Source organism: Desmonostoc muscorum LEGE 12446, from assembly GCF_015207005.2.
In the GTDB taxonomy this organism is placed as follows: Bacteria; Cyanobacteriota; Cyanobacteriia; order Cyanobacteriales; family Nostocaceae; genus Nostoc; species Nostoc muscorum.
This window is the reverse complement of sequence record NZ_JADEXS020000005.1, coordinates 1-23,615: the sequence shown is the minus strand read 5'-3', so window position 1 is coordinate 23,615 and position 23,615 is coordinate 1. Positions and strand designations below refer to the sequence as shown.

Genomic DNA, 23,615 nt, shown 5'->3' with positions numbered 1-23,615 from the left:
TGAGTCACTAATGAGCCAAAAGTGCGATCTCCCTCGTTAGCGGGAAAGTGATCTATGACGACATTAAAGTGATAGCACTGACGTTAAGGCATTTTGAGCAACTGAGTACACAAAGCTGTACCATTCTAAGTCAGGTTTTATAGGTTGGATTAATCACAATATTCAAATATATTACTTAAGCATATTTATAATTTTGGTAACATTCAGAGAAATAAGAGTAGTAGAAAAATGTTTTTTATCGATATTCCTGATAGTTGGAAATATTTAGTAGCCTCTTTATTGACAGGGGGATTTGGTTTTATTATTGCTTGTTTAAATAATTATTTCCAAATTAAAAAAGAAACTAAAAATTGGGAGAAGGATAAAATATGGAATGGTTATCAAAAATGTATTTCTAACTTGAACTTAATTGATGGTTTATGGACATATGTAGATGCTGAAAATAAAGTAAATTATGTTTTAGATTCTGGAAATAAAGAGAAAATATTCACACTCTCTTCTGAAATATATCCTTATTTATATTGGATAATATATAATTACCCAAATTCAAAAATAGAAGCAATAAAAACAATAAAAGAAATAATTAAAGAGGAGAAGGCAGGAGATGTAACAACAATTAATGCAAATAATCTAACTTGTTTAATTTTTACTCCTAATTCTTTGAATACCTTAAAAAAAAGCTTAATTCAGTTAATGATTAATGATCCCAGACTTTCTGATAAAAATATTAGATATCCATTCTAGTTTGTACAATAGTTTTTTTATAATTATTAGGAGAAACAAATAAAGCGGAATTGCACTTATCACACCACGTTTCAAGTTTGGTTACTCTTCTTCTTAGATATGATCGCACCTAGCGCATAGGCTTTCATCTATGCGGTTGCGTCAAATTCCTCCTAAATCCCAATACATAGACCTGCATCTATGCAGTTACGACTCTCACTCTATGGCTAATTCTGTTGGGGTAGGAGCGAAGGCGGAACGGGCGATCTCTATTTGCTTTTCTTGACAAGAAAACATCTCATACACACAGGATTATTTGCTCTAATTTCACCTTTATATAAACCGTATGGTTCGTTTTCTTGCCAAGAAATAATATTCCATGTCCCTAAAGCTGGATGAGTTAAACTCTTATAAGTGCTTGGATCGACCCTAACACCATTAACTCTCCAACCATTGATTTCCCAGAAACTTATTTCTGCGTAAGCATCATACTGTTGTTGATTAGATTGAGAAAACACTTGTAAGAAATCACATTTTATAGTGTTAGATAAATCTTCTGAAGTAATCACTTGGATATCTATATCTTCATAGCTTAGGTTATCAGATAAATTTTGTCCCACGCTAGAAATATCATAAATTTGATCAATTAATTTTTGCTCAACATCTACATTTAAATACTCATCAGCATATTTCATAAAACGCTCAGTTTGGTATGCCCAAAAGAAACCGTCATTAGTTTTTACTTTTATTTCTTCTAATAATTCTCGTCTTAGACCCATTTTTTGTGGTGGCTCAGAGCTTTGTTTGAACGACCACCACCAATCGTCTTTCTTTTCGCTGGTAATAAATATTACATAACCTTTTTCTTTAACTTTTTCTATAATATTTAGCCATATAACAATATCACCATATTTTCTATTATATTTAATATCTTGATAGGTAAAAGTTTCGTCATCACCTTGTTTTTCATTATAATCAATTAGCCCTGGAGGGATTGAGTGTTCTATTCTGTGTCTGCATTCATCATAAATCTTGTCAATAGTTTCTTGATCAGAAGGAGGATTTCCTATCTTATTTCGTATAAGTTCATCAATTTTATTGCGAATTGGATCAGGATTTGTGGTTACTGATAGCTGTTTATCTTTTTTTTGTTTTAATTCAGATAAAAACTCTTGCGAATCTTGTTCAATTAATTGAATTGATTCAGCCATTTTTTTAAGAAACTCATTAACTGAAATAGTTGAATGCCTTTTTTCTAGTTGAAAGTCATTTAATTGCTTATTTATTCCTTTTTGTATTTTTTGAATTTCATCAATTCCTTTTTGAATAATATTTTCAACTTTATTAAAAGTTAATTTTTGATCTGATATAGTCGTCATTCTACGCCTTTGAAATTCTAAGGCAACTTGATATGGTATCCAAAGCCTATCTGCAATTTTTTCAAAAATATTAATTAATTGCTCTCTAAGTTCTTCAGGATATCTATATAAATCCAATAATACACTTGTATCTAAAACAAATGTTGCTTTTTCCCAAGCTGTCTTAAACTCTTCTTCTGTTGGATAATAATAGTCTGGAAAAAGCTCTCTCATATTTTATAATTTAATTAAGTATGTTTTTTAATAATTGTTTATTACATCAATTACCCAAATATAATACACAATTTTATAAAATATTTTTATTTTTAAATTAATTTTATTATTAGCTAGATGCTTTGGTAAAAGACTGTTAGTCCAATATCATGATAACAATACTTACCGCCATTATGGGAGCGATATCTACGGCTGTAAACTACAGTATGACTAATTTTTAATGCTGATAAAAGGAGTATTACGAGATTATTTGCTCTACTCATTGATACCTCTTAATTTAGAAAAACTGTTTAAGTCTATATTCAACTACACAGGACGGTTCCGCATTCCTATAAAAGCGTCTATACACTCCAGTCCTCTAAAGCGACGGGTTCTGTGGGGTCGTCATAATGGTATGGCTGTTTGTTGTGCAAAGGATAAGGATTTGTACCAGATTGAGATAAATGTTGGGCTTGTTGCTGTGGAGTCTTAGTTTCCAGAATAATCACTTCCACAGCATCCCCAGCATGAAAGGGTAAATCCTGTAGCGTCAGAGTTCCATCTTCAGTTAAAACGACTTCTATTTTGTGAGCATTCATATTTCAAGACAGTAAACAGGGTTTTCAGTCTAAGTTACATCTGTAATAATGTAATAATGTAATTAAATACAAATGTAATAAAGTAATTAATTACATTATCTCTTTAGTTCCTCCTCAACTAGAGCGATCATATACTCCTTAATAGTCATGCCCTTTTTAGTAGCACGGATTTTAATTTCCTGGTGCTGTGCTTCGGTTACTTCAAAAGTAACGCGCTTGCTTTTAGGGTTGTTAACTTCTTCAGCAACTATAGTGCTAGGCACTTCAGCACCATTGCGGCTTTCTACCCATGCTGCTGCTTCTTCAGGAACAGATGTTTTCTGAACAGTTGGCTTTAAACTCAATTTTTGTGTTTTTTTAGTTTCTGCCATGATTCGCTTCCTTTGTTGCTTCTAATATTTCTTTAACAACTGCTCGTACTTCATCACTTGCAGCACTTTTGGGGGCAGTTTCCAAAACCGTACTCCCAATATTCAAAGACTCAGCAAATGCTACCCTTTGACTTATTTGTGCTTTCAGCACTGGAAAGGGGTATTCTTCTAAAACTTCCGTCACCTCTCGGCCAAGAGCAGTGTTCACTATCTTTCTGTTGATCACAAATGCTGCTGTTAGGTCTGGTTTATATATAGTGGCCTCTTGTACGAGTTCTACTACCTCATGCACTGCCCACACATCTAGGGGAGATGGTTGTACAGGAACCAACACAAAATCCACTGCCATGATTGCGGATCTCGTTAAGTCAGAAACTCTTGGCGCACCATCAAGAAAAACAAAATCATACCCCTGCGCTAGTTTAGGCAATTCTTTGTGCAAGATAGGGCGATCTAAACCAATGACACTAAATGGAGCTTCACCATTACGTGCTGCTGCCCAGTCACGGGTTGAGCCTTGAGGGTCAGTATCAATAAGTAATACTCGATACCCCTTCATAGAAAAAGCATGAGCCAAATGGATTGATACCGTGGTCTTGCCACTGCCCCCCTTTTGGTTCAACACTGCAATTTTCATAAATGTGTTTTTGTAAAAATGTAATTCATTACCTTATGACAAATCCCCGAAAGTCGCAATACTAAGCTTAATACTTAAATTACAAATTTATAAATACACAAAATAGCATTATTACAAATGTAATTAATTACAAATGTGAATTTATAACTAGAGATTGGACATTTTTCTATAGTCTTAAAGGTTCAGTAATAGTAAAGTAATATTAGTTACAACTGTTTTAAGATAAAACTTAGTCCCAGGATTACAGATTTACAAATATACAAAATAGCATTATTACAAATGTAATTAATTACAAATGTGAATTTGTAACTAGAGATTGACTATTTCCATGCAATCTTCTATCTCAGTAATAGCTAGTGACATTAATTACAAAATTAATCTAGTGTCTGTTGTTAAGGGATGGTAATTCATAAGTAAAAATCTATGCGTAATTAAATTAGTAATAATTTTATTGATGATAATCAAGTCAAGTAAGAAAAAAGTAAGAAATTAATCGAATATTTATGTTATAAGCCTTGCTTGATAAGGCTTTGAAGTAGGTAATGCTTCGCAAGCCTGTTGCTCAACACTGGCTATCACCCTGATGCCAAGCTTTATAAAAGGCTGGATAAGTCATAGTTTGGGTGCAGTGCCAGATAACTTTGCAAGCCTCGTCTGATAAGTAATCCTTCAACGAAGTGACAACTGTTGCCATATTCTCAGATTGTGTTAATAAATTTTGTAACTTATTTGCTGCTTCCCTACGCGTTTTTACAGATTTAGAATCACGAATTAACTCCACTAATGCAGTGATAGCGGTAACGTTATTAGAAGCTATCTTTACTAAAATCTCTGCGGCTCGTTCGCGGGTATATTTAGAATTAGAATCACGAATTAACTCCACTAATGCAGTGATACCAGTAACGTTATTAGGAGCTATTTTTACTAAAGCCTCAGCGGCTCGCCAATGGGTATATTCATTTTGAGAATTACGAATTAACGACTCCAATGCAGTGATCACAGTGCTGTTATTTGAAGCTATTTTTACTAAAGTCTCTGCCACTTGCCTCCGGGTATATTCATCTTGAGAATCACAAATTAACTCCACTAATGCAGTGATAACAGTACTGTTATTTGGAGCTATCTCCCCTAAAATCTCTGCGGCTTGCCAACGGGTATTTTCAGACTTAGAATCACGAATTAACTCCAATAATGCAGCGATAGCAGTGCTGTTATCAGGAACTATTTTTACTAAAATCTCTGCGGCTCTCTCCCGGATATTTTCAGATTTAGAATTACGAATTAACTCCACTAATACAGTGATAGCAGTGAGGTTATTAGGAGATATATTTACTAAAATCTCTGCGGCTCTCTCCCGGGTATTTTCAGATTTAGAATCATGAATTAGCGACTCTAATGCAGTGATAGCAGTGGCGTTATTTGAAGCTATTAGCTCTAAAATCTTTGCCACTCGCATCTGGATATAGTCATTTTGAGAATCACTAATTAACTTCACTAATGCAGTGATAGCAGTAGCATTATTTGGAGCTATCTTTACTAAAATCTCTGCGGCTTCCCAACGGGTATATTCATCTTGAGAATCACTAATTAACTTCACTAATGCAGTGATAGCAGTGGCGTTATTTGGAGCTATTACCCCTAAAATCTCTGCGGCTCCCCAACGGGTATATTCATTTTGAGAATCACTAATTAACTTCACTAATGCAGTGATAGCAGTGGCGTTATTTGGAGCTATCTTTACTAAAATCTCTGCGGCTCCCCAACGGGTATATTCATCTTGAGAATCACTAATTAACGACTCTAATGCAGTGATAGCTTTTTTGCGATTCGTCTCTACCAGTACAGCCTTAGCATTTTTTTCTATCTGTTTGTCAAATTTTTGCCAGTCCTGAATTTGAATATTAAAATAACTAAACCCCCATGTGGTGATTTGCTCCACAATTACATCTGTCAAATCACTCTCTTTAAACTCGGCAATCCCAGATGCGGCTAGAAAATAAGCTCGGTATTCATAAAATCCCTTCCAATCAGGAATTTGATTCTGACCATTGCACCCATCGTCAAACTCTACCAAGGCCTTTATAAATTCTTCCTTCTGCTGCTTTTTTATATCTTCTCGTCCCAACCACAGCAAAATCACTTCTTTCCATTGTGGTTCAAATATGCGATAAGTTCCTTGTTCTGGGTTCTCAGGAACGTGATTCAAAAAATAATGCCAATCGTCAATAGCTAACGCCGCAAAATATTCCTCAAAACTCGGATGGTAGAAAGCATAAACCTTTTCTTTGCTAGGAGATTCAGCTGCAATCCCTATATGATTCAGCCAGCCAAGTTGCAATGCTTTGTAAAACAGTGAAGTCTCATCATCTGGATATCTCAGTTCCTCGCTAATAAAAGTTTCCCGCAACCGGAACCGGGAACTGCCTTTATTGATATCCCGCAGGGCTAAACGTCCCAAAGCTAAGTTTAATTCCTGTTGCTCTTTGATGTTGGTGCCGAAACGGTTTTGTTTCCAGGTGTAGAACTGTTGCATACATTGATGATACAGTCCGGCCTTTGTGTCTGGTAAGTTTCCCTCTTCACTTTGCCAGATACTACATAAAAGTGCCAAACGCAGTGGAGTTTGTACCAAGTCCCGCAAGCGCATCCGTTCATTTAAGCCTAATTCTGTCTTTAAGCGTTCTCCTTTATCACTATCTTCCACAAACCAGTTATCAATGAACTGATGCACCTGTTGGGGATAATCAAAGTCCAGTAGGCGATAGGTTTCAAAATTGTTCAGTGCATTACGATCTGCCTGCCAAACATTTAGCCGACAAGTTAACACCACCCGCGATGAACGCCCTATCCATTCAGCTAACTGACGAGAAACTTCTTCTAATGGCTGGTGAAACGCTTCCCCTCCAGAAATTTCATCCAACCCATCCAATAGCAGCCACACTTGCTCCCCTTGAATTTGGTTTCTAAATTCATTCAGTATTTCTTGAGTCAACGTTGTTGGGGCAATTGCATCCTTAAGCCAACTATCAAATATATATGTTTCAATATCCGTTAAATTTCCATTTCGTCCCAAGTCTGCCAGAGATATCCAGATGGGTAAACCTAAATTGTTCTCTAATACCCAAAAAGCGATCGCTTGCAATAGTGTTGTTTTCCCTGCACCTGGTTCTCCAATTACTGCTATCTGCTTACCTTTAGTTTTACCTTCGCGGCGTTTTAGGATTTGACTTAAGAAAGCTTCATGCTCAAATCGCTGCTGGGTTTCATACTCCGGTTCATAAAGACGTGTTCCCTCATCTGGGGAAATGTCTTCCTTGTTGCGCTTATCTGTTTTTGTCCTCTGCACCAGTGCTAAGGGAACATAAATCTGCTTTCTTTCTTTTTTGGCAGATTCATCTTGCATCAGAAGATTGCTGGTTATGCGTCGCTGCGGTTCCAGCATAGTGCTACATACTTCCCGCCAGTCAATAAAAGTAGCTGTAGTTTCAGGTGGCGGAGTCGTCGGTTTTACATCAATTAAGTCTGTTAGTTCTAAATCTAAAGCTTTGGCGATCACACTAGCAGATTCCCAATCAACATCTTCTTTACCACTAAAAAAGCGTTTAACCGTCTTCTCACTCACTGCGGCACGCCCAGCAAGTTCTAAATAAGTTAAACGCTTGCCTTCAGACTTACCAATTGCCGCTTTCGCCTCTTGGAGTTTGTTTTTTCCTTGTTCATTGACTCGAACACTATTGCGATGCCGTGTTTCCCCCATAGTTAATGTATTTGTACGGATGAGGATGTTTCTAGTTTAGGAGATTAGTTGATGTAATAGGAGAGGTCAGATAAGGTCAATTAATCTCTGTCCCTGCCCTGTCCTTAAATGTCCAGCGCTTCACTTATCACTTAACGTAACTTTGTCTTATCACCAATTGAGACGAAGTTATAGCCATGACAAAGATCAATCAAAACCAACCCACCGCACAAGCAACAAAGGCAGTCAAAGGACTTGATATGAAGGTTCAGCAAGCTACCCCAGTAATCGGTACTGGTAATGCACCATACCAAGTTGATATTACACCTGTATTACTGCAAAACCCTTATAGTCCGTTTGCAATTGCCCTAAGTGTAGCAATTGTAATTGGTGCGCTCACTGGACTAATCCAAACTCTAAAATCTCGCTAATCTCAATGTCTTACTTGTTCGCTCAAATTAAACCTGGATGTTTCTCAGGCTCTCAGGTTACTTCTCAAACTAAAAATCGGAAAAACGTAATGGCTAACACACAAAAAAGCACAAATGAAGAAAGCCACTTTGGATGTTTCTCAGGCTCCCAAACTGGCTTACTAACTCAAAATACAGAAAAAATCGACATGGATAACGAAGCCCTATCGATTGTTTACATTCAGCCTCATGATAATCCAAAATCTACACTTGATGTAAATCGAGAGATTCTTACAGCATCAAGCATTCAGTATAAAAAATCTTTACTTTGGAAATTTCGCCAGCACTGCAAGTTTTGGCAACCAATACTGGGAGCCATTGCAGCAATCGTTTCCCTATTAATTGCAGTATTCAAAATTATGCTGTAGTCAGACCATACACCATCTGCTTTTTAATTAACTAAAGCACAAAGGCGATCGAGTGAGATTGCCTTTTCCTGTAGAAATTTAAAGGCTCTTTTGCTTCTCCACTTCTCTTTTCTCTGCATTGTTTATAAAGATAATCCTTCATCTCTAGCCCTTGATTGCTGTCGTTCTTGTTCTATATATTTAAGCAATATCTGCTTTGCTTTTTCCCAACTTTCAATATCTGACTGCCTGACTTCACCTATATTCATCACAGAATACTCAATCTCACCTTGAGGATTACGGTTGACCTGGACACGAAATACCTCACCTCGTTCATCATGAGTAAACACTAATTCCCTACCTTGTTTTGACAAAGTAGAATGTTTAAATTTCAGGCTATCTTTACCAGTTCCTTTGAGTGAGTGATTGATTAGCTCAACACCCACAGGGACGGCTATAGATAATAACTGTCGCCTTAATTGTTGTTGTTCTGCTTGTTGTGCTTCAGGTAATGGTTGCCTTCGCGGTAATTGAGATTTAGCAATTAATACTAATGTCCTTGCTTCATCATCATCCCAATCGGCAGGGCTGGCTTTGAGTATTTCTTCAACTTGTGCGGCGGTTTTTCCATCCTTAAGTGCCTTAATAGCTACTCGTTTATCCCGGTCTGTGACCAATTCATTCTCTAGGTCAAGGCTGTAATACCTGTATAATTCTAATGATTGAGCCTGTGTTAGTGATGGCTTAACTTCAGCTATACTTTCAGATTTATGAGGTATTTTTTGAGCATTAGCTGTAGTTATATTAGAAGGTTGTTGTTCTATTCTTTGTGAATTAGCTGGCGTAATTGTGGCTGATTCTATGAGTTGATTGAGCCGTTTAATTTCTGCGTCATCTCGTTGGATTTCATAGCTTATGCCCAATTCGCTCTGAAGTTTGCTAAATGAGCATTTGTGTTTGTTGAGATTACCTCCCTGTTTCCAGAGTAACCGAGGTGAACCATCTTCATTAACTGAACCTACATCAATGCCAAATTTAATCCCTCTGACTCCCCCGTTACTGTAATAACTAACGACAGCTTTGACTTGATGATCCCTCCATAACCTCTCAATAAACTCTGGCATTGTGGGTTTATTTAGAGCCACTCGCTCAATCGCTTGCCTCATTATTTCTTCGCCGGGAAGCCCCATACTCTCGACTCGTTCTAATTGATTGCGAGTCATTGCTTTGCGTTTACTCTCCCAACTACTCTGTACTGGCGTGAGGTTAAATTCTCGCTCTAATAGTCGCGCTGAGTGTTCCGAATGGGCGTAATTATTCCAAGTCCGAATGGATTTTGCATCTAGGTTATTTACCCTGGATGCCACGATATGGGTGTGGTCGTGTTCTTTATCTGAGTGTCGAGCTATAAAGAAGTCATAAGCGGGTAATTCTGTCTCAATAAATTCATCAACTAGCTGGTTTAGTTTGGTGTCAGATATTCTTTTATCTGGTTGTTTAACCTGTGCTTCTTCTCCTTTTAGCCGCGATAAAACAATAACTGAGGCGAAATGGCGTTGAGAAATATTAGCTAATTCGTCATCAGTTAAAGCTCTGTCAGTTTTCGGCACACTCAGCATTAGATGATAACATGGGTCTTTAAGTTGGGGGTTGAGGTGGGCTGATAATGTGAACTGCTCTACTAATTTATTAGTGGTTGTTCCATACATATTCCCACCAATAATTTTGGCTTTCTCTTTTTCTAGTACGTATTTAGTAGTGCCACGAAATGATTTATTGGCTTTTATTTTCGTAATCATTTCGCTAATCCTCGTCTGGTATAGCTTGAGATAAGCTGGCGTGAGTTTGTTCTAATAGGGCTGTTAGTTCTTTGATTGTTTGCAGATATTCTTTGAGATTACTGGTCAAAGGTTGGCTACCAATTTTTACTGCTTCGTTGATAGCTCTGGTTTGTTGGTTGAGGTTATTCCCTATCTTTTTAAGTTCGTAGATGGTCTGTCTGTTAACTTCGGGAATAGTTAACTTGGGTTGGGGTAAAGGGTAATCAAATAATCTTGCTCTAATATAATCACTTTGCACCACACCATTGCACCGTTGTTCTAGCCTTGTTTTTTCGGCAGTGCTTACCCTAAAGGTGATGGTTGTCTCTCGCTTCTCATCCGGTTCTACTACCCGATTACTTAGAGTTTGGGCTAGTTGATTACTTAGATTGGTGCGAGGGTCTGGTTGCATAACTAGGCTTTTAGCTATCTGAATTTTTATTTTTAACCGGGTTATTCGCTGTAGCTGCTATGGCACGAAGTGCCGCGCAGGTAGGCGAATAACCCGGCACATCTGACTAATTTACCCCTTTAAGATACTTGTTTACTGGGGGCTTGGGGGACACCCCCAACAAGCAATTCACGACGCTTTACCCGAAGGGTAAAGTAGCGCGTAGCGCGTTACGGCGTATTGCTTGCCTATGCCCCCACGCGAGAACCAGGGCAACCCAATCTCTGGGGCAAGACGCGGATCTGGCAGCAACGCCACAGTGGTTAATCAGGGGCAATCCTGAGATGTGCCTCTGTACAAGGGCTGGTGAGGAAACAGCACTTATTCTCTTGTTTTTGATATTTTTTAGCCTAGTCTATGTTGGTAGGTCTGTATCTATTTTTTGTTTCTATTCGTCACATCTACACAAGAATCTTAAAGTTCTTTTGTACTATTTTTCTTTACAATTGAATAATTTGTTACTAATACTGCTGACTATGCCTCGCAAACCTAAAGCTGTTCCTTTATCTAAACTAGACGACATTCAAGCCAGCCTTAAACAAAAAGCGGCCACTCCTAAAACTATAAGTCTGGAGGAGTTGGTTAAAAGTTTGGCTAAACCTATTCAGGATATGTTGGATGCTGGCTACGATTATTCGGATGTGGCTGAGGTATTTAAAGGGCATGGTGTTGAACTAGCTGCTAGTGGTATTAAGAGTTTTCACAAGAAAGTTTTGGCAACTGATACTGATACATCTGGTGATACTTCTGGAGTTTCATCTGAAGAATCGAGTTCTGAATCATCCTCAGAATTATCTGAGGATTTAACTTCTCAAGAAACTATAACTGGTGATGCTGTTTCAGCAGTTGATTCAGATGGTTCGTCTAATTCATCATTAGACACAAGTGAACAATCTTCTTCACAACCTCCTCAAACCACTAAAGGTAAGAGAGGAACAGCTAAGACTCATGGACAGTTCAATGTCACTGATAGGAGTGATTTATGAAACGCATTGTCATGATTTTGGGGGGTAAGGGCGGTACTGGTAAGACTGCTTTTACTCGCTTACTATTGGATGAAATACAGTCTAAGGGGATTAATTATCTCGCTTATGATGCTGATACGGAGAATCCAGAACTCTATGAGTATTATCAAAACTTTGGCTCTGGAGTAAGGTTATTAAACTTTATCGAGGTCACGGAGGCAAAGCGGTTTTTTACAGAAATTAAAGCTGATAATCCTGACGTGGTTGTGGTAGATATGCCAGGGGCTAGTAGTAATAAAACTAGGGAGATTATTGGCAAGTTTGGTCTGTTTAAGATAGCTGGTGATTTGGGTTATCGGGTGACTCTGGTGACGGTTTTTAATTTGGGTTATTCGGTGATTACCAGTCTAAAAACTATGGTGGAATTTTGCGGTAATCAAGCTGATTATGTGGTGGTGAAAAATCTCTGTTGGGATAAGGGGTTAGGTTTTCTGCGTTGGGAAAGTAGTAAAACTCGGACGCTTATTGAGGAGTTACAGGGGGTGGAAATTGAAATGCCTGAGTTGGAGTATTCAACTTTCGATATGTTGATTGAGAAGGGTTTACCTTACTCGGCAGCGACGGAAGAGAATGGTTTTCCGTTTGGGGATTATTTATTGGTAAGTGGATTTTTAGATAAGGCTAAACCGGAACTAGAAAAGGCTGGGGTTTATTTGGGCTTGACTCAACCAGAAAGTAAACCTAATGTTTCATCTGCTGCTAAAACTGCAACTGGGTCAAAGACAAGCGGGTCTACTTCTCGTCGGGGTCAGAAGAAAAACGATGAATAGTAGCAGTAACGAACTTAGGTATTGATGAAAATTTTATCGGTTTGGGCTGGGTGTCAAAATTAGGGGATAGAACAAGAGTTTTGATTACGCTTAAAGCCCAATCTTCTCTGTCAAAAGTAATCTGAGTGTGTAACTGATGAATAATGATAACGGCAAAAATAATCATGACTCTGCTTCAAATACAACCTCAATAGAGTTGACTGAACTGGGGGAAGTAAAAACAGCATTGGGCAGATTATATAAAGAGTTTGAAAGTTTAAAACAATCACAGAAAACTGAACGCGAACGCGATAGGGCAGAGTTACAAGCATGGGCGCAAACCAATCTGATTCAGAACCAACTCCTCAGCAAAGCGATGGTGACTATCGAGATGCTGACGACAGAATTGAAAACTCAGAATCTCTCCACTCACGAGTTAGAGAAGAACAACGCCGATTTAATGCAGCAATTGACTCGCTTCACGACGCAATCACAGAATATTCCCACATCGCCGCCCACAATCGAATACTTAGAGTTCAAAGGGCTAAAGAGCGAAGTCTCCTTGCTCAAGGGGAATTGGAAAGAGCTAATACGCCAAACCAGCAAGTTGACAATGATCATTCAGGAGTTGAAGAACAGCCCTCCCCCAGAACCAATCATGATAGAGAAGAAGGACTCTCACTCTGAAGATGCCAGTAAATATATACAGATTGCCTTGTTTACATCAATCTTTACTTTGTTGATTTTCTTTACCTTGAATCAAATTATTCCTGTCAAAAGCTATAACAATTCTTTTGGTTATTTACCTCGCACGGACGAGCGAATTGCTTGGGCTAATACTAAGTTACAGCGTATTGAACGCCGTCTCGGTACTGACCCTAATCAGCGCAGATAAATTAACTTAAGTCCAGAATGGAGATAAGTTACTAGGGCATTTATCAAAATTTTAGGCAGCTATTTAGGGGAGTTATATACAGATTTGTCTGTGGCTAACTTTGGCATTAGCCGCACACCTGATATTTAATCCCCCTACAAGCTATGACCTTTCTTTGACCTAAGAGCTTCAATAGCCTTGCTCTCTTGTAAGGTCAATAAGTCCCAAACAGTAGATTGAAACTCAACACTCCAGTCTTGTATTAACTCCTCAATCATGTCCCAAGACTGTAAAGCAATACAATCTCTAATCAGTTCCAGATTAAGAAGAATGTCCGAGTAGGCATCTTCAGAATTACCAGCACCAACACAATCATCGGCTGGAGAATCAGCATCAGCTTGATTGGGTGCTAATTGGGCAGTAGATAAAGGTTCATCTGTTGGTGTTGAAGGTATCTCTACAGGTGACGGCTGCTGTGATTGCCCTTGTGATGGCATTGATGACGGCGCGAAACCCTTACCACGATTGTCTTGTGACGGGGGGAAATTTTCGGGCTGTTTCTGACATTCATTTAAAAGCAATACTTGTTGATTGTCTGCCAGTTGTGGGTCGATTTCTCTAGGGAATAGATCCAAATTTTGAGCAGTATTTTTTTCAATTAAAATTGGGCTATTGCTGTCAACAAAACCAAAGTCCTTATTTAGTAGGGATTTGGAGCCGTCACCATGATCGTCACCGTTGCCATCACTACCGCCGTCACCAGCAATAATTCTTTGAGCTAGGGTGTAATCATGAGTCGGGATATTGTCATCCATCCCCACAATTCTCAGGCGCAATCCGCGAATAAATTTTCCGGTCTTGGTGACTTCTTTTTCTACTTCCCAACCCAAAACACTACGGCACAACTCTAATAAATCAGGGGAGAAGTTATTGTGATGTTTGGCGTGATTGCCTGACTTACGGCAATAGTGGTTATACGAGCCGAACAAAGTCACCGGGGTAGTACCATCTTCTCCTTCATGGCGATCACTGCCGACTGGTGTTTTCGCCATTGGGTCATAAATGATGTGCTGGTTAATCCAAGCGGCGATAGAATCGACGCGGGTGCGGTTTTCCCAAAATTCCAAAGCACATTCGGGAATCTCTTGTAATCCCAGCAGTACGTTAGTGACGTGTTCATCGGGAATGCTGAGAACGTAATTAGTAAACGCCGATAGTTCTGGGGCAAATATTGCTTCTAAGTTGCGGCGTTGTGAGGCTGGCACTTCTTTATTACAAGGCACGGTAATCACGCGGCGCTTGACACGGCTGGCCGATTCGCCCATGAAAATCGGCAGGTTGGACAGCACTAAGGCCATACCGTCGTAGCGATATGCAAACGCCTTTTTCCCTTTCTCCTCGGCCCGTAAAAAGTCTTCCCCAGTCAAAGAAAGGAATTTACCCAGCTTGCCAGTTTGTTTGTCCTCGTCAGGGAACAGTACCAAGCGCTTGCGGTAAGCGTTAGCGCCTTCAAATCTGTTACCGCACCATTCCTCTAGGGTAGTGGTGTGGACATTCTGTTCACCAATTAAATTGACTACCAGCCTGCTAAAACTGCCCTTGCCTGTACCGCCAGGGCCAATCAGGTGAACAAATTTTTGCAGGTCGTGTCTACCCTTGAGGACGGCGTTACAGTAACAAAGCAACAAGTCTTTAATAGAGTCGTTACCGTTGGACAGGTGGTCGAGGAACGCATCAATTTCTGACCAGTTTTTAGCATGGGGGTCATACTCCCGTGGCAGTTGCCAAGTTAGGCGATAAGTGGGGGAGTGGGGTAAAAGCTTGCCAGTGGACATCTCCACCACCCCATTCATAAAGGGCAACAATTCTCTGGGGGAAGCTTCCAGCCATTTGCGAACTATCAGCTGATTTCGCATGGCTTTGACGATGTTGGTAATGTAAGTGTGGGAGTTGTAGCCTTCAATCCCCTTGCTGGCAAGTATCTGTGAGACGACCGCTTCGATAAATTCGTGGGTTTCTGGCGACCATACCCCAGCGTAATCAGCCTCATAGCGCATCCACAGGGCGATCTCGTTGTTAAAGGCGAGTTTGTCGCGGTATTCCTGGGCTATCTCCCGCCCGATCCTATCCGCAGGTGGAACTCGGAAGTTCCGCCGCTTTTGAAATTGTTTTTCCAATCTGGCGATCGCCATTTCGTAGGCATCATCAAAAGCGCCAGCTCCCTGATTGACAATCAAATCATCCAGCCCCTTACCGTCCTTTGCATCCCAGTTTATATCAGCCGCGTAGCAGTAACGTTTCTCAAATGCCGAGAACAGCTTCCTTTTACCTCTGGCTACAGCTTTTTGAGCGCTACGCTTTGTGTCTTGGTCAAAGGCAATCAGCCATGCACTGTCTTTCTCAGCAAAGGGAACTAAATCCTCTATGAGCATGGCATTAGTGCCACTAGCGCCACATTCACAGCCGTAAAGCGCAATCATCACATATCCCTGAGACAAGGCACTGAGGGCTTTCTTGCCGCCCTCGGTGATGCCTCTTTCTATTGCGGATTCTTTGAGCCATTCCCAGAAGCTACCAACCATCGGCACTTTCACCCCGTAGCGCTCTCCTATCATCTGCCGCACTGATGGGGGTACAGGGGGGAAATATGCCCGATTACCTCCGGCTTTGGGTGCGAGATACCTGTATGGGCGTTCCTTTTCTTCATCCCACAAGCTGACGATTCCCTGCCAGACTGAACCGTCTTCATTCATGAAAAAGGCGCTATATATTGGTTCGTTGGCTTCATGTCTAAATCGCTTGTAATCCCAGCCTAAAGCGTCATGAATGGGGGTGCTGACATCACCGCCAAGGCTACATTCAATGTCTGGGTGAAATTCGATGCAGGCTTCAAAGACTCCTGGGCTAATCCCCGAACCTTCAATAAATGACTGGCGTATAAACGCTTGGAATTGTTCAAAACTCTCGAATTTGTTCCGCCGTCCCTCAAGTGCCTTGCTGTTGAAAGTGGTTAGGAGTGGGACTGACTCTTGTTGAACTGAAGCAGATTGCGTTAAAATTTGAGGAATCGAATTATTTTGTAGTGCGCCATGATGTGACAGTCCAGGCGCTTTCTGCATTTCTGTTGTATTCATTTGTGGCTCCTTAGTTTGGTGATTACTTTCGATGAAGATTGAGTAATCCCTTTCACTTTTAAGCACGCCACTGTTAGGCTAGAGCTATAAAAATTTGTTAACTACCTGCGGTAGTACTTGACCGCTTTGGTGACGACTGGTAATCGTCATGGCATGGATAAGCTCCAGACAGTAAGAGAGTGACTTGCCCCAAAGTAGGTTGGGACTACCCTTTTTTTTGTGCTTTTTTAGGGCTGTGTTCATGACTCCATGAATTTTTACCCTGTGTGTCAAAAAGAATAAACTTTAAACTTTTGTTACACCTACCTTTAGCTTTAAGCTTGATATCTTGCCTTTTGAAACTCGGATTAACCCTAATCTTGTCCTTCAGATTGAGAAGATTGAAATTTTTTGCGCCTAGCTGCAAGTGCATCTCTAATCACAGTTTCAACTAAATTACTAACACTACGGTTTTCTTCTTCAGCCCATGTATCTAATTCCTCCTTTAGTTCCGGGGGTAGGTAAATACTCACTTTCGGTTTCTTTGTGGCCACACTTAATAGCGTCTCAAAATAGCGTAACTAATAACGCTATTTATAGCTCTTTAGTATGACTTAAATCTATGGTGTTGACAATTGCCGTTACTTACCGTTACTATAGCATCAACAGGCAAAAAAACCACAAAAAACAAAACTTTGTATCAAATGGTGAAAATGCCGCAGGAATTATATTGGCTACCACATTAATGCAGAGATTGTCTTAATCAAGGCAGGAAGCCTGTTTCAGAACCTTGTCAATTGAATAATTAGAGGGTTAAACCTTATGACAGATTTGGCACAAATGCCCGAAAATACCCTAAACGGGCATCAGGGTACACTCACGCTGATAGCAGGTTACGACCTCGGTAACTCTGGCGTTAAGTTCGTTACGTCAGACCGAAAAATCAGATTTCCAAGTTATTTAGAGAATTGCTACTACCGTCCGACCGAGTTACCAACCGAGGGTTATGTAGAGTACCTAGAAGGAGACGCAATCACCAAACTGGACTACAAACAGTGGTTGTCAGGTTATTCCGCTTATGACGCAAACCCCAAAAACCACTTGCGAGTGACTGACGATGCTACGGCTAAGGTCACTCAATCACTCAAACACCTATTAGCAGCACTGTCTTACTATCCCTATAAGCCAGTAATTAACCTAATTATTTGTGCGTCCTTGCATGAGCGAGGAGATTTAGAGGAACAGTTGATTGCTGCTATCGCGGGTAAACACATCGTCAAGTTTGGTGGTAAGCCCATACCAACAACAGTCAACATTCACGTTTTGAAAGTTTACGACGAAGGACACGCCGCTATTGCTGCTAATGCCCATAGACTCGACACCAGCAAACAGAACGTGATTGTAGATATTGGCAATCGTACAGTCATAGCAACCTTAATCGGACAAAAGGGACATTTAGCCAACCGCAAGACATTTGATAACGGGGTTGAGGAATTAATCAAAATGATTTCCGTCAACCCAACATTTAAAAACCGACTACAGGGAGAAATAGCAATACCCCATCTAATTCGCCAAGGGTTAGAGAGTAATGAAAAACCGTTTTGGTACGGTAAACAATTTAGTTTTGAAGATATTTACAGACAAGAGTTAATGCCTTGGGTGCAGAAGTCACTAGCACCAGTTTTCAAATTCATACACCCGTGGAAGATAAACGCCGATGCTTGCTTAATTATTGGCGGAGGTTCACAACTTCATAGTGTTGACGAGGCATTAAAAGCTAAAGGATTCGTAATAGCAGAAAACCCACTCTGGTCAAATGCAGAGGGTTTATACCAATTAGCGACAATGATGTATTCGAGGGGAATAGATGAGTAACGAGAGCATCAGAGTAGTGATTAGAAAGCCGTTTCATCCAATGCTCAAACAACTATCCGAACAACTAAATATTGATGATTACGGCGAATTGGTCAACTACATACTTTTAGAGTTCCAACGACGCGGCGGTGACTTTTCCGAGTCGGTGGAAATGCCTAGCAAAAAGGTTGAATCATCTCTGGCTAACAAATTAGCAGCAATGTTTTGATAAGTATGAACAACCTAAATAGAGTCTATGACAGCACAATTCTCAGCAGCCAAAAGGTCTACCAGATTGACAGAACGCTGTATCGCTATCTGTATAAAACAGGCACAATCGACCATCCAAGGTATCACTTTCGACCACTAGGGGGGCAACGAAAGAAAGCAGATTTGAAGCTGAATCACAAGACTTTAACAAATCGTTGTTATGAAGTGGAAGGTGCAACTACAAAGAGTTCTGTTATCAGTCAAGAATCACTGCAATTAGCACTATTTTGAGGTGAATAATGAATACTCAAGCACTACCAGAATTGATTGCACAAGCCCAAGAATTACTTCAAGCAATCCGCCAGCATCCACAATATCAAGCACTGCAAATTGATGCAGATGTCACCCTTGGGGATGTCAGCCAGTTTTTCAATACTCTGCAATGGCAGGCGAAAGCTTCAAGTGTGGATGTTTCAAGAGAAGAATTTTTTCAGTGATGGGGAGAGCGATTGCTTGACTGGACACCGAGCAATCGCCCTCAGAAATGTACCAACTAAGTACAAAAGGATCATAGCAATATGTCAAAACCGTTAGGCTTTTTCACATCAACAATGCCGGGGGATGGTTCCTACCTAGATGAACTTCAACAAGAGTACGGCAGCACATTTGAACAACTAAGCAAGGTAGAAAAGCTCTTTCTCCTGCAAAACATCGCCCAAACCTTACTGGGAGCCGAAATCAACGTTATTGGCAGCACAGTATCAGCGTCGGCTGTTTCAACAGTCTCTCCAATTGTTCAAGGTCTTTACAAACGAGTAACGTTAGGCGACCTATTGGGGTTGGCAGAGGCACTAGTTAATCAACTCAAGTACCAGCAATAGGAGTAAAATATGGCGCGTAACTATGGAACTGCCAAGCTGAAAAACCATATCTCCAGTAATGCCCCTGGTACTTTGGGAGCAATGGGCAAACTGTTTGACGTGTCGGCGGAGGACTTCAACAAAGCCTTGCAGGGCGACCAAACGGTAATCACCAAAATTGCAGACATGGCGCGACTGTCTGACACAGCTAAGGCTAATCTGCCTAAAGCTTTGGAGGCATATCGGAAAATCATTGAAACCACAGGGGACGTAAACCAAGCTTATGCCGAACTTGTGCAACTGACCCAGAAGCACGGAACGCAAACCCTGAAAGCTATCAACACCAGTAAAACAGGAGAGCAGCGTTTTAAAAACGAAATGACCGAAATGCAGGCGGAACACGTCAACGCCACCACAGCAGAAGCAACCCGACACGCTCAACGCTCATCCTTGATTCAGATAGCAGGGGCCACCGCAGACCTAATGGCACTGGCTAAGTATGAGGCGGATTTAATCAAAGCGTCTAACAAAGTTCCAGAAGCACAGGATACAGCAGATCGCGCCTATGAAACTGCGGTAACTAACGCACTGTGGACAAACGGTAGTGAAGCGAAGACAGATCGCATACCCAAGCCGAACTACAGCCGGACTGGTGGGATTAGTCGTGTGGGGCAGTGGTTCCGCAACTTTATGGGTATTTAACCATAAGTAAAAAGCCAGAGTTCTTCTTTCTCTGGCTTTCACGCATGAATACTGACACAAAAGCAAAATGAATAATCTTGATTTCTTAATCTCTCAATTCCACCCCGAAAGTGTTCAATCTTCCTCTGTCGTTTGGGGTGAACCACAAAAAACTCAAACCACTCCAGAGGATGAGGACGGCGATCGCCTAGAGCAATCTATAAGGGATGTCTTCAATAACAAACAACTCTTAAACAAAGCTCTAGCCACATTCTTGGGCGTATTTACCGCTAACACTGGAGTCAGCCTGCTAACGAGTTTATCCATTGGGGCGATCGCATCTGGGACACTGGGCAGCATTGTACTGGGTTTATTCTTCGCCAACACCCTGACCAAAATTCAGTACGACGGACAAATCCATATTGGCAAAGACTTCATAGTGGCGACTGTTCAGACTGCAAGTGTAGGGGCTTCGCTGTGGATAGCTTTTGACGAGTATCGGGTTGTGAGGGAAGCGACTAAGACAGGTAAGACACGCTTCTATGAGGAGGTAAGGAGCTACGAAGTTAAACCAACTCCCCAAACTGAAACTCCCTGGCTGTTGATGGGGTTAGGTGCAGTGGGGTTGTTGCTATTGGCAGCAGTGCTAAAGGGGGCAAACCAATGAAACTTAAGCAGTTCGAGTTATACAGAAGTTCAGGGACAGCCAACAATATTACTGTGGGTGTGCTGGCAACCATCGGCTTAATCTGTGGGGCAAAGTCATTTACAGGAACTCAAATCAGTTTGGTGGAATATTGCTTCATCCCCGAAACACTGACCTCACCAGATAACCGTGCTAGATACTGCACACCCTCTAAACGCTACATAATGCCGGAGTCTGAGTTTTATGCCGAAGTTTACGCACCAGCTAACCCTGAATTTCAACGTGATAATTTTCTGCCAACCAAAGCAACCAGATTAAGGATTATTCCACCCAGCAACCCGAATAAACCGCTTTGGGGTCTAGCCGCAGTCTTGACTACTGGTGGAGCTTTCGCATTGTCCAAAGCTAGAGAATGGCGATTAATGCAGCTACTACCCGAAGTAAGGAATGAGCTAAAAGCCAACTGGTTAATTAGCAAACTTCGTGAGGGCTTGAGACTCCACAAAGAAAGCTACACCGCGCAGTTAGACTACGAATTTCACCAGTGGTCAGAAAATCGACGGGCAAGGGCAGCCCAGTTATCAAACATGACACCGCAAGAGTTAGCCATCTTTACCGAGCAAGTAAGGTTAAGGGCTGAGGCTGAGGCACGGGCTTCTCTACAACAGGCAACGGGACAACCAGCCGGTGCATTGCCGGGGCAGTCGATTGAAGATATCACTAACCCATCAGACAAGGTGACAGGCGCTGACTCTACCCAGGCGATTGCATCAAAGGACAGTTGGGTACAAAACTTAGTCAAACAAACTGCCCTGATTTGGGGCAACCAAGGCGGCGGTAAATCTTGGCTTGCTCGTTACGTTGTTAAACAGAAAAAACAGGCAGGCTATCGAGTTATCGTGCTTGACCCTGACAGCAACCGTGCAGAATGGCGAGGCGTTGAAAGTTACCACTCTTGGGACGAGATTGAACAGCAGATCCGCAATTACGTTAAAGAACTGGAATCAAGATTAAAAACTTTCAATGATTCCTCAATGAGTGAGGAGCAATGGCGGCAGAAACTTTGGGCAGAAGGTAAAGCCACCGCCCTCATTTGTGAGGAAGCAACCACATACGGGGACTTTATTAAAGATGCGGAATTATTAGAGAAATTCGGCAAGCTGGCACTTACTAAAAGCCGCAAACAAGAGATGCCTTTAACTGTGGTAGCTCACAACAATACACAGACCTGTTTATTCGGGATTAAAGGTTTACACAATCTCGTTTCTAAAATGCTTCAAGTTGAATGTTTAGCTGAAGTAGATCCAGTTACACTGCAACCAAAATCTACTGGTAAAGCAAAGGTAAAACTCGATAGTTCTAACGAATGGCTTGATGTTTATCTGCCAAGTTTGACAGCCAAAATATCTGATTTTAGTGACACAGTAACACCAGAAAATCACTCAAATCCGCCCATTGATAAAGCCACTTTAGAACGCATTTATGAACTGGAATTTAATCTCGGTGGCAAGGCTGGTGATACCCCAGATGAAAAAACTAAACTATCACCGATGGCGCAGAAATTGTATGAATATCTCACCCGTACTGAGCGAATAGAAGCTGATGTAAGAGAGTTCAAAGGTAATTTTAAAGTTAACGGTGAGAGATTTACTGTTGAGCAAATCAAGGGCTGGATGTATGAAATTGTTGGCGCATCCTTAGCCGACTGGATAGACGAGGGTGTTATCAAGCTCAATCAAATTTGACTGCTCTCTGTGTCTGGTGTCTCGCCCCTAAAATACCCTTTTTTAGCGGACACAGGACACCAGACACCACAGACACCAAAGCTTGAAAGCCTTATACAGTATAGACACTAGCAGACACAACACCAGACACCGCCCAGACACCAAGTGTCTATTACGTGTCCGCTAGACACCAATAATAAATACCCGAATAAATAGCCATTTATTATTAGAACATTATCAACATCATGCTGAGAATAGTAATTGTTGAACCAGAAACATTCACGCTCTTAGGCATCAAGGGGGCTATTGAAAAATCTCCAGATATAGAAGTTACAGGGTCAGCTTCCAGTGGAAAGATAGGTTTTCAGTTAATTGAACAAGTAAATCCTGATGTTGTGTTAGTTGATTTACTATTACCCGACATGAGTGGTTTAGAACTTACTCGTTCAATTAAAAGAAATACTAATAGTAAAGTTGTCATTTTTACTAATGAGACACATTCAGACTTTATTAACTCGGCTTTCCGTCATGGTGCTGATTCTTATATGCTCAAGAGTGCTGATGTAGAATTGATTGAACTAGCCATCAAGAGAGCTTACTTTGATGAATGCCTGCTTGACCCTAAGTTGGCTAAAAAATTATTAGAAAACCTTCATCACAACAGATATATCAAACCCAACTTCGTTGACAAAAACTTGCTTGAGCCACCTACTGAACGACAAATACAAGTCCTACGTTTACTGGCTCAGGGTTTAGTTTTTCAAGATATTGCCAAAGAAATGTTTCTGTCTGTTAGTACGGTCAAACAATATGCCAGTGATTTGTACAGTAAATGGCACGTCAAGAACCGTTATGAGGCGATAAAAAGAGGGGCGATGCTTGGTTATATCGACTATAACTTGATTGTGAATGAATGATGTATTAGTGGGGAGAGCGAAAGGATTAAGTCGGGGATTGGTGGGGTTTAACTATTTTCTATCTTCCTCTTTTAGAGCGGTTGACTATCTACCTATCATAAGTGTCTACATAATTGTCAGCAGCCGTAGACAATTATGTAGCTCTAAAAAGCAACTTACAACTCTTACACGAAACCATATAAGCCCGCTCGGAGAAATCTAGCGGGATTTCCTTGTGTCAAGCGATGTGGTAAGAAT

24 protein-coding genes are annotated in these 23,615 nt (G+C 40.8%); 15 read left to right on the top strand and 9 right to left on the bottom strand.

Annotated features, from left to right (window positions below):
• The first annotated feature begins 228 nt into the window (after positions 1-228).
• Positions 229-744: a hypothetical protein gene (locus IQ276_RS39775; protein WP_193913325.1), complete on the top strand. Its 516-nt coding sequence runs from the start codon at positions 229-231 to the stop codon at positions 742-744.
• Positions 745-992: 248 nt separating this feature from the next.
• Here IQ276_RS39775 and IQ276_RS39770 read toward each other — a convergent pair whose 3' ends face one another.
• From IQ276_RS39770 to IQ276_RS39750, 5 genes are all read right to left on the bottom strand, one after another.
• A complete protein-coding gene (locus tag IQ276_RS39770; protein WP_193913327.1) occupies positions 993-2,315 on the bottom strand; it encodes a PIN-like domain-containing protein in 1,323 nt (440 codons plus the stop codon).
• A gap of 341 nt (positions 2,316-2,656) precedes the next feature.
• A complete protein-coding gene (locus IQ276_RS39765) occupies positions 2,657-2,893 on the bottom strand; it encodes a hypothetical protein (protein ID WP_193913329.1) in 237 nt (78 codons plus the stop codon).
• Positions 2,894-2,988: 95 nt separating this feature from the next.
• A complete protein-coding gene (locus IQ276_RS39760; protein WP_193913331.1) occupies positions 2,989-3,264 on the bottom strand; it encodes a type II TA system antitoxin, ParD family in 276 nt (91 codons plus the stop codon).
• Positions 3,251-3,901, bottom strand: coding sequence for a ParA family partition ATPase (gene parA, locus IQ276_RS39755; RefSeq protein WP_193913332.1), 651 nt, complete (start codon positions 3,899-3,901; stop codon positions 3,251-3,253). The genes IQ276_RS39760 and parA overlap by 14 nt, the downstream gene beginning before the upstream one ends.
• Positions 3,902-4,463: 562 nt before the next feature.
• Entirely contained in the window at positions 4,464-7,658 is a 3,195-nt protein-coding gene (locus IQ276_RS39750) for a HEAT repeat domain-containing protein (RefSeq protein WP_235116533.1), read from the bottom strand.
• 176 nt (positions 7,659-7,834) lie between these two features.
• Between IQ276_RS39750 and IQ276_RS39745 the strand changes: the two genes are divergently transcribed.
• A complete protein-coding gene (locus tag IQ276_RS39745; protein WP_193913282.1) occupies positions 7,835-8,068 on the top strand; it encodes a hypothetical protein in 234 nt (77 codons plus the stop codon).
• Positions 8,069-8,157: 89 nt separating this feature from the next.
• Complete coding sequence (locus IQ276_RS39740; protein WP_193913284.1) at positions 8,158-8,475, top strand: hypothetical protein; 318 nt, start codon at positions 8,158-8,160, stop codon at positions 8,473-8,475.
• Positions 8,476-8,597: 122 nt separating this feature from the next.
• Here IQ276_RS39740 and IQ276_RS39735 read toward each other — a convergent pair whose 3' ends face one another.
• Together IQ276_RS39735 and IQ276_RS39730 are read right to left on the bottom strand one after the other, a co-directional pair.
• The gene (locus IQ276_RS39735) at positions 8,598-10,253 is read right to left on the bottom strand and encodes a relaxase/mobilization nuclease domain-containing protein (RefSeq protein ID WP_193913286.1); all 1,656 of its coding nucleotides are present in this window, start codon (positions 10,251-10,253) and stop codon (positions 8,598-8,600) included.
• A 4-nt stretch (positions 10,254-10,257) separates the two neighbouring features.
• Positions 10,258-10,686, bottom strand: a complete 429-nt coding sequence (locus tag IQ276_RS39730; protein ID WP_193913288.1) for a plasmid mobilization protein — start codon at positions 10,684-10,686, stop codon at positions 10,258-10,260.
• Between the two features lie 515 nt (positions 10,687-11,201).
• Between IQ276_RS39730 and IQ276_RS39725 the strand changes: the two genes are divergently transcribed.
• The 3 genes from IQ276_RS39725 (at position 11,202) to IQ276_RS39715 (ending at position 13,394) form a co-directional block, all read left to right on the top strand.
• Entirely contained in the window at positions 11,202-11,711 is a 510-nt protein-coding gene (locus IQ276_RS39725) for a hypothetical protein (protein ID WP_193913290.1), read from the top strand.
• A complete protein-coding gene (locus tag IQ276_RS39720) occupies positions 11,708-12,520 on the top strand; it encodes a hypothetical protein (RefSeq protein WP_193913292.1) in 813 nt (270 codons plus the stop codon). Before IQ276_RS39725 ends, IQ276_RS39720 begins: the two co-directional genes overlap by 4 nt.
• Before the next feature lie 136 nt (positions 12,521-12,656).
• Positions 12,657-13,394: a hypothetical protein gene (locus tag IQ276_RS39715; protein WP_193913294.1), complete on the top strand. Its 738-nt coding sequence runs from the start codon at positions 12,657-12,659 to the stop codon at positions 13,392-13,394.
• A gap of 134 nt (positions 13,395-13,528) precedes the next feature.
• Here IQ276_RS39715 and IQ276_RS39710 read toward each other — a convergent pair whose 3' ends face one another.
• Together IQ276_RS39710 and IQ276_RS39705 are read right to left on the bottom strand one after the other, a co-directional pair.
• Complete coding sequence (locus tag IQ276_RS39710) at positions 13,529-16,507, bottom strand: DUF3854 domain-containing protein (protein ID WP_193913296.1); 2,979 nt, start codon at positions 16,505-16,507, stop codon at positions 13,529-13,531.
• Between the two features lie 353 nt (positions 16,508-16,860).
• Positions 16,861-17,019 carry a ribbon-helix-helix domain-containing protein gene (locus tag IQ276_RS39705; RefSeq protein ID WP_235116532.1) on the bottom strand — a complete coding sequence of 53 codons (159 nt, stop codon included), beginning with the start codon at positions 17,017-17,019 and terminating at the stop codon, positions 16,861-16,863.
• Between the two features lie 289 nt (positions 17,020-17,308).
• Here IQ276_RS39705 and IQ276_RS39700 point away from each other — a divergent pair, with 289 nt between their 5' ends.
• The 9 genes from IQ276_RS39700 (at position 17,309) to IQ276_RS39660 (ending at position 23,378) form a co-directional block, all read left to right on the top strand.
• Positions 17,309-18,361 carry a ParM/StbA family protein gene (locus IQ276_RS39700; RefSeq protein WP_193913301.1) on the top strand — a complete coding sequence of 351 codons (1,053 nt, stop codon included), beginning with the start codon at positions 17,309-17,311 and terminating at the stop codon, positions 18,359-18,361.
• A complete protein-coding gene (locus IQ276_RS39695; protein WP_190570308.1) occupies positions 18,354-18,569 on the top strand; it encodes a hypothetical protein in 216 nt (71 codons plus the stop codon). The genes IQ276_RS39700 and IQ276_RS39695 overlap by 8 nt, the downstream gene beginning before the upstream one ends.
• A gap of 5 nt (positions 18,570-18,574) precedes the next feature.
• A complete protein-coding gene (locus tag IQ276_RS39690; RefSeq protein WP_193913303.1) occupies positions 18,575-18,841 on the top strand; it encodes a hypothetical protein in 267 nt (88 codons plus the stop codon).
• Positions 18,842-18,849: 8 nt separating this feature from the next.
• Positions 18,850-19,047, top strand: a complete 198-nt coding sequence (locus IQ276_RS39685; RefSeq protein ID WP_193913305.1) for a hypothetical protein — start codon at positions 18,850-18,852, stop codon at positions 19,045-19,047.
• Between the two features lie 81 nt (positions 19,048-19,128).
• On the top strand, positions 19,129-19,431 hold the full coding sequence (locus tag IQ276_RS39680; RefSeq protein ID WP_193913307.1) for a hypothetical protein: 303 nt from the start codon (positions 19,129-19,131) through the stop codon (positions 19,429-19,431).
• 9 nt (positions 19,432-19,440) lie between these two features.
• Positions 19,441-20,112: a hypothetical protein gene (locus IQ276_RS39675; RefSeq protein WP_193913308.1), complete on the top strand. Its 672-nt coding sequence runs from the start codon at positions 19,441-19,443 to the stop codon at positions 20,110-20,112.
• A gap of 67 nt (positions 20,113-20,179) precedes the next feature.
• The gene (locus tag IQ276_RS39670; protein ID WP_193913310.1) at positions 20,180-20,758 is read left to right on the top strand and encodes a hypothetical protein; all 579 of its coding nucleotides are present in this window, start codon (positions 20,180-20,182) and stop codon (positions 20,756-20,758) included.
• A complete protein-coding gene (locus IQ276_RS39665; RefSeq protein ID WP_193913312.1) occupies positions 20,755-22,482 on the top strand; it encodes a P-loop NTPase family protein in 1,728 nt (575 codons plus the stop codon). The genes IQ276_RS39670 and IQ276_RS39665 overlap by 4 nt, the downstream gene beginning before the upstream one ends.
• A gap of 224 nt (positions 22,483-22,706) precedes the next feature.
• Entirely contained in the window at positions 22,707-23,378 is a 672-nt protein-coding gene (locus IQ276_RS39660) for a response regulator (protein WP_193913313.1), read from the top strand.
• Positions 23,379-23,615: the final 237 nt, after the last annotated feature.

What these genes read in the sequence shown, in the direction of transcription:
- IQ276_RS39740 (WP_193913284.1), top strand. Translation starts at nt 8,158, where the DNA reads ATGGCTAACACACAAAAAAGCACAAATGAAGAAAGCCACTTTGGATGT.
- IQ276_RS39775 (WP_193913325.1), top strand. Translation starts at nt 229, where the DNA reads ATGTTTTTTATCGATATTCCTGATAGTTGGAAATATTTAGTAGCCTCT.
- IQ276_RS39735 (WP_193913286.1), bottom strand. Translation starts at nt 10,253, where the DNA reads ATGATTACGAAAATAAAAGCCAATAAATCATTTCGTGGCACTACTAAA.
- IQ276_RS39710 (WP_193913296.1), bottom strand. Translation starts at nt 16,507, where the DNA reads ATGAATACAACAGAAATGCAGAAAGCGCCTGGACTGTCACATCATGGC.
- IQ276_RS39745 (WP_193913282.1), top strand. Translation starts at nt 7,835, where the DNA reads ATGACAAAGATCAATCAAAACCAACCCACCGCACAAGCAACAAAGGCA.
- IQ276_RS39690 (WP_193913303.1), top strand. Translation starts at nt 18,575, where the DNA reads ATGAACAACCTAAATAGAGTCTATGACAGCACAATTCTCAGCAGCCAA.
- IQ276_RS39680 (WP_193913307.1), top strand. Translation starts at nt 19,129, where the DNA reads ATGTCAAAACCGTTAGGCTTTTTCACATCAACAATGCCGGGGGATGGT.
- IQ276_RS39770 (WP_193913327.1), bottom strand. Translation starts at nt 2,315, where the DNA reads ATGAGAGAGCTTTTTCCAGACTATTATTATCCAACAGAAGAAGAGTTT.
- IQ276_RS39660 (WP_193913313.1), top strand. Translation starts at nt 22,707, where the DNA reads ATGCTGAGAATAGTAATTGTTGAACCAGAAACATTCACGCTCTTAGGC.
- IQ276_RS39665 (WP_193913312.1), top strand. Translation starts at nt 20,755, where the DNA reads ATGAAACTTAAGCAGTTCGAGTTATACAGAAGTTCAGGGACAGCCAAC.
- IQ276_RS39750 (WP_235116533.1), bottom strand. Translation starts at nt 7,658, where the DNA reads ATGGGGGAAACACGGCATCGCAATAGTGTTCGAGTCAATGAACAAGGA.
- IQ276_RS39700 (WP_193913301.1), top strand. Translation starts at nt 17,309, where the DNA reads ATGACAGATTTGGCACAAATGCCCGAAAATACCCTAAACGGGCATCAG.
- IQ276_RS39760 (WP_193913331.1), bottom strand. Translation starts at nt 3,264, where the DNA reads ATGGCAGAAACTAAAAAAACACAAAAATTGAGTTTAAAGCCAACTGTT.
- IQ276_RS39675 (WP_193913308.1), top strand. Translation starts at nt 19,441, where the DNA reads ATGGCGCGTAACTATGGAACTGCCAAGCTGAAAAACCATATCTCCAGT.
- IQ276_RS39730 (WP_193913288.1), bottom strand. Translation starts at nt 10,686, where the DNA reads ATGCAACCAGACCCTCGCACCAATCTAAGTAATCAACTAGCCCAAACT.
- parA (WP_193913332.1), bottom strand. Translation starts at nt 3,901, where the DNA reads ATGAAAATTGCAGTGTTGAACCAAAAGGGGGGCAGTGGCAAGACCACG.
- IQ276_RS39685 (WP_193913305.1), top strand. Translation starts at nt 18,850, where the DNA reads ATGAATACTCAAGCACTACCAGAATTGATTGCACAAGCCCAAGAATTA.
- IQ276_RS39720 (WP_193913292.1), top strand. Translation starts at nt 11,708, where the DNA reads ATGAAACGCATTGTCATGATTTTGGGGGGTAAGGGCGGTACTGGTAAG.
- IQ276_RS39725 (WP_193913290.1), top strand. Translation starts at nt 11,202, where the DNA reads ATGCCTCGCAAACCTAAAGCTGTTCCTTTATCTAAACTAGACGACATT.
- IQ276_RS39695 (WP_190570308.1), top strand. Translation starts at nt 18,354, where the DNA reads ATGAGTAACGAGAGCATCAGAGTAGTGATTAGAAAGCCGTTTCATCCA.
- IQ276_RS39715 (WP_193913294.1), top strand. Translation starts at nt 12,657, where the DNA reads ATGAATAATGATAACGGCAAAAATAATCATGACTCTGCTTCAAATACA.
- IQ276_RS39670 (WP_193913310.1), top strand. Translation starts at nt 20,180, where the DNA reads ATGAATAATCTTGATTTCTTAATCTCTCAATTCCACCCCGAAAGTGTT.
- IQ276_RS39765 (WP_193913329.1), bottom strand. Translation starts at nt 2,893, where the DNA reads ATGAATGCTCACAAAATAGAAGTCGTTTTAACTGAAGATGGAACTCTG.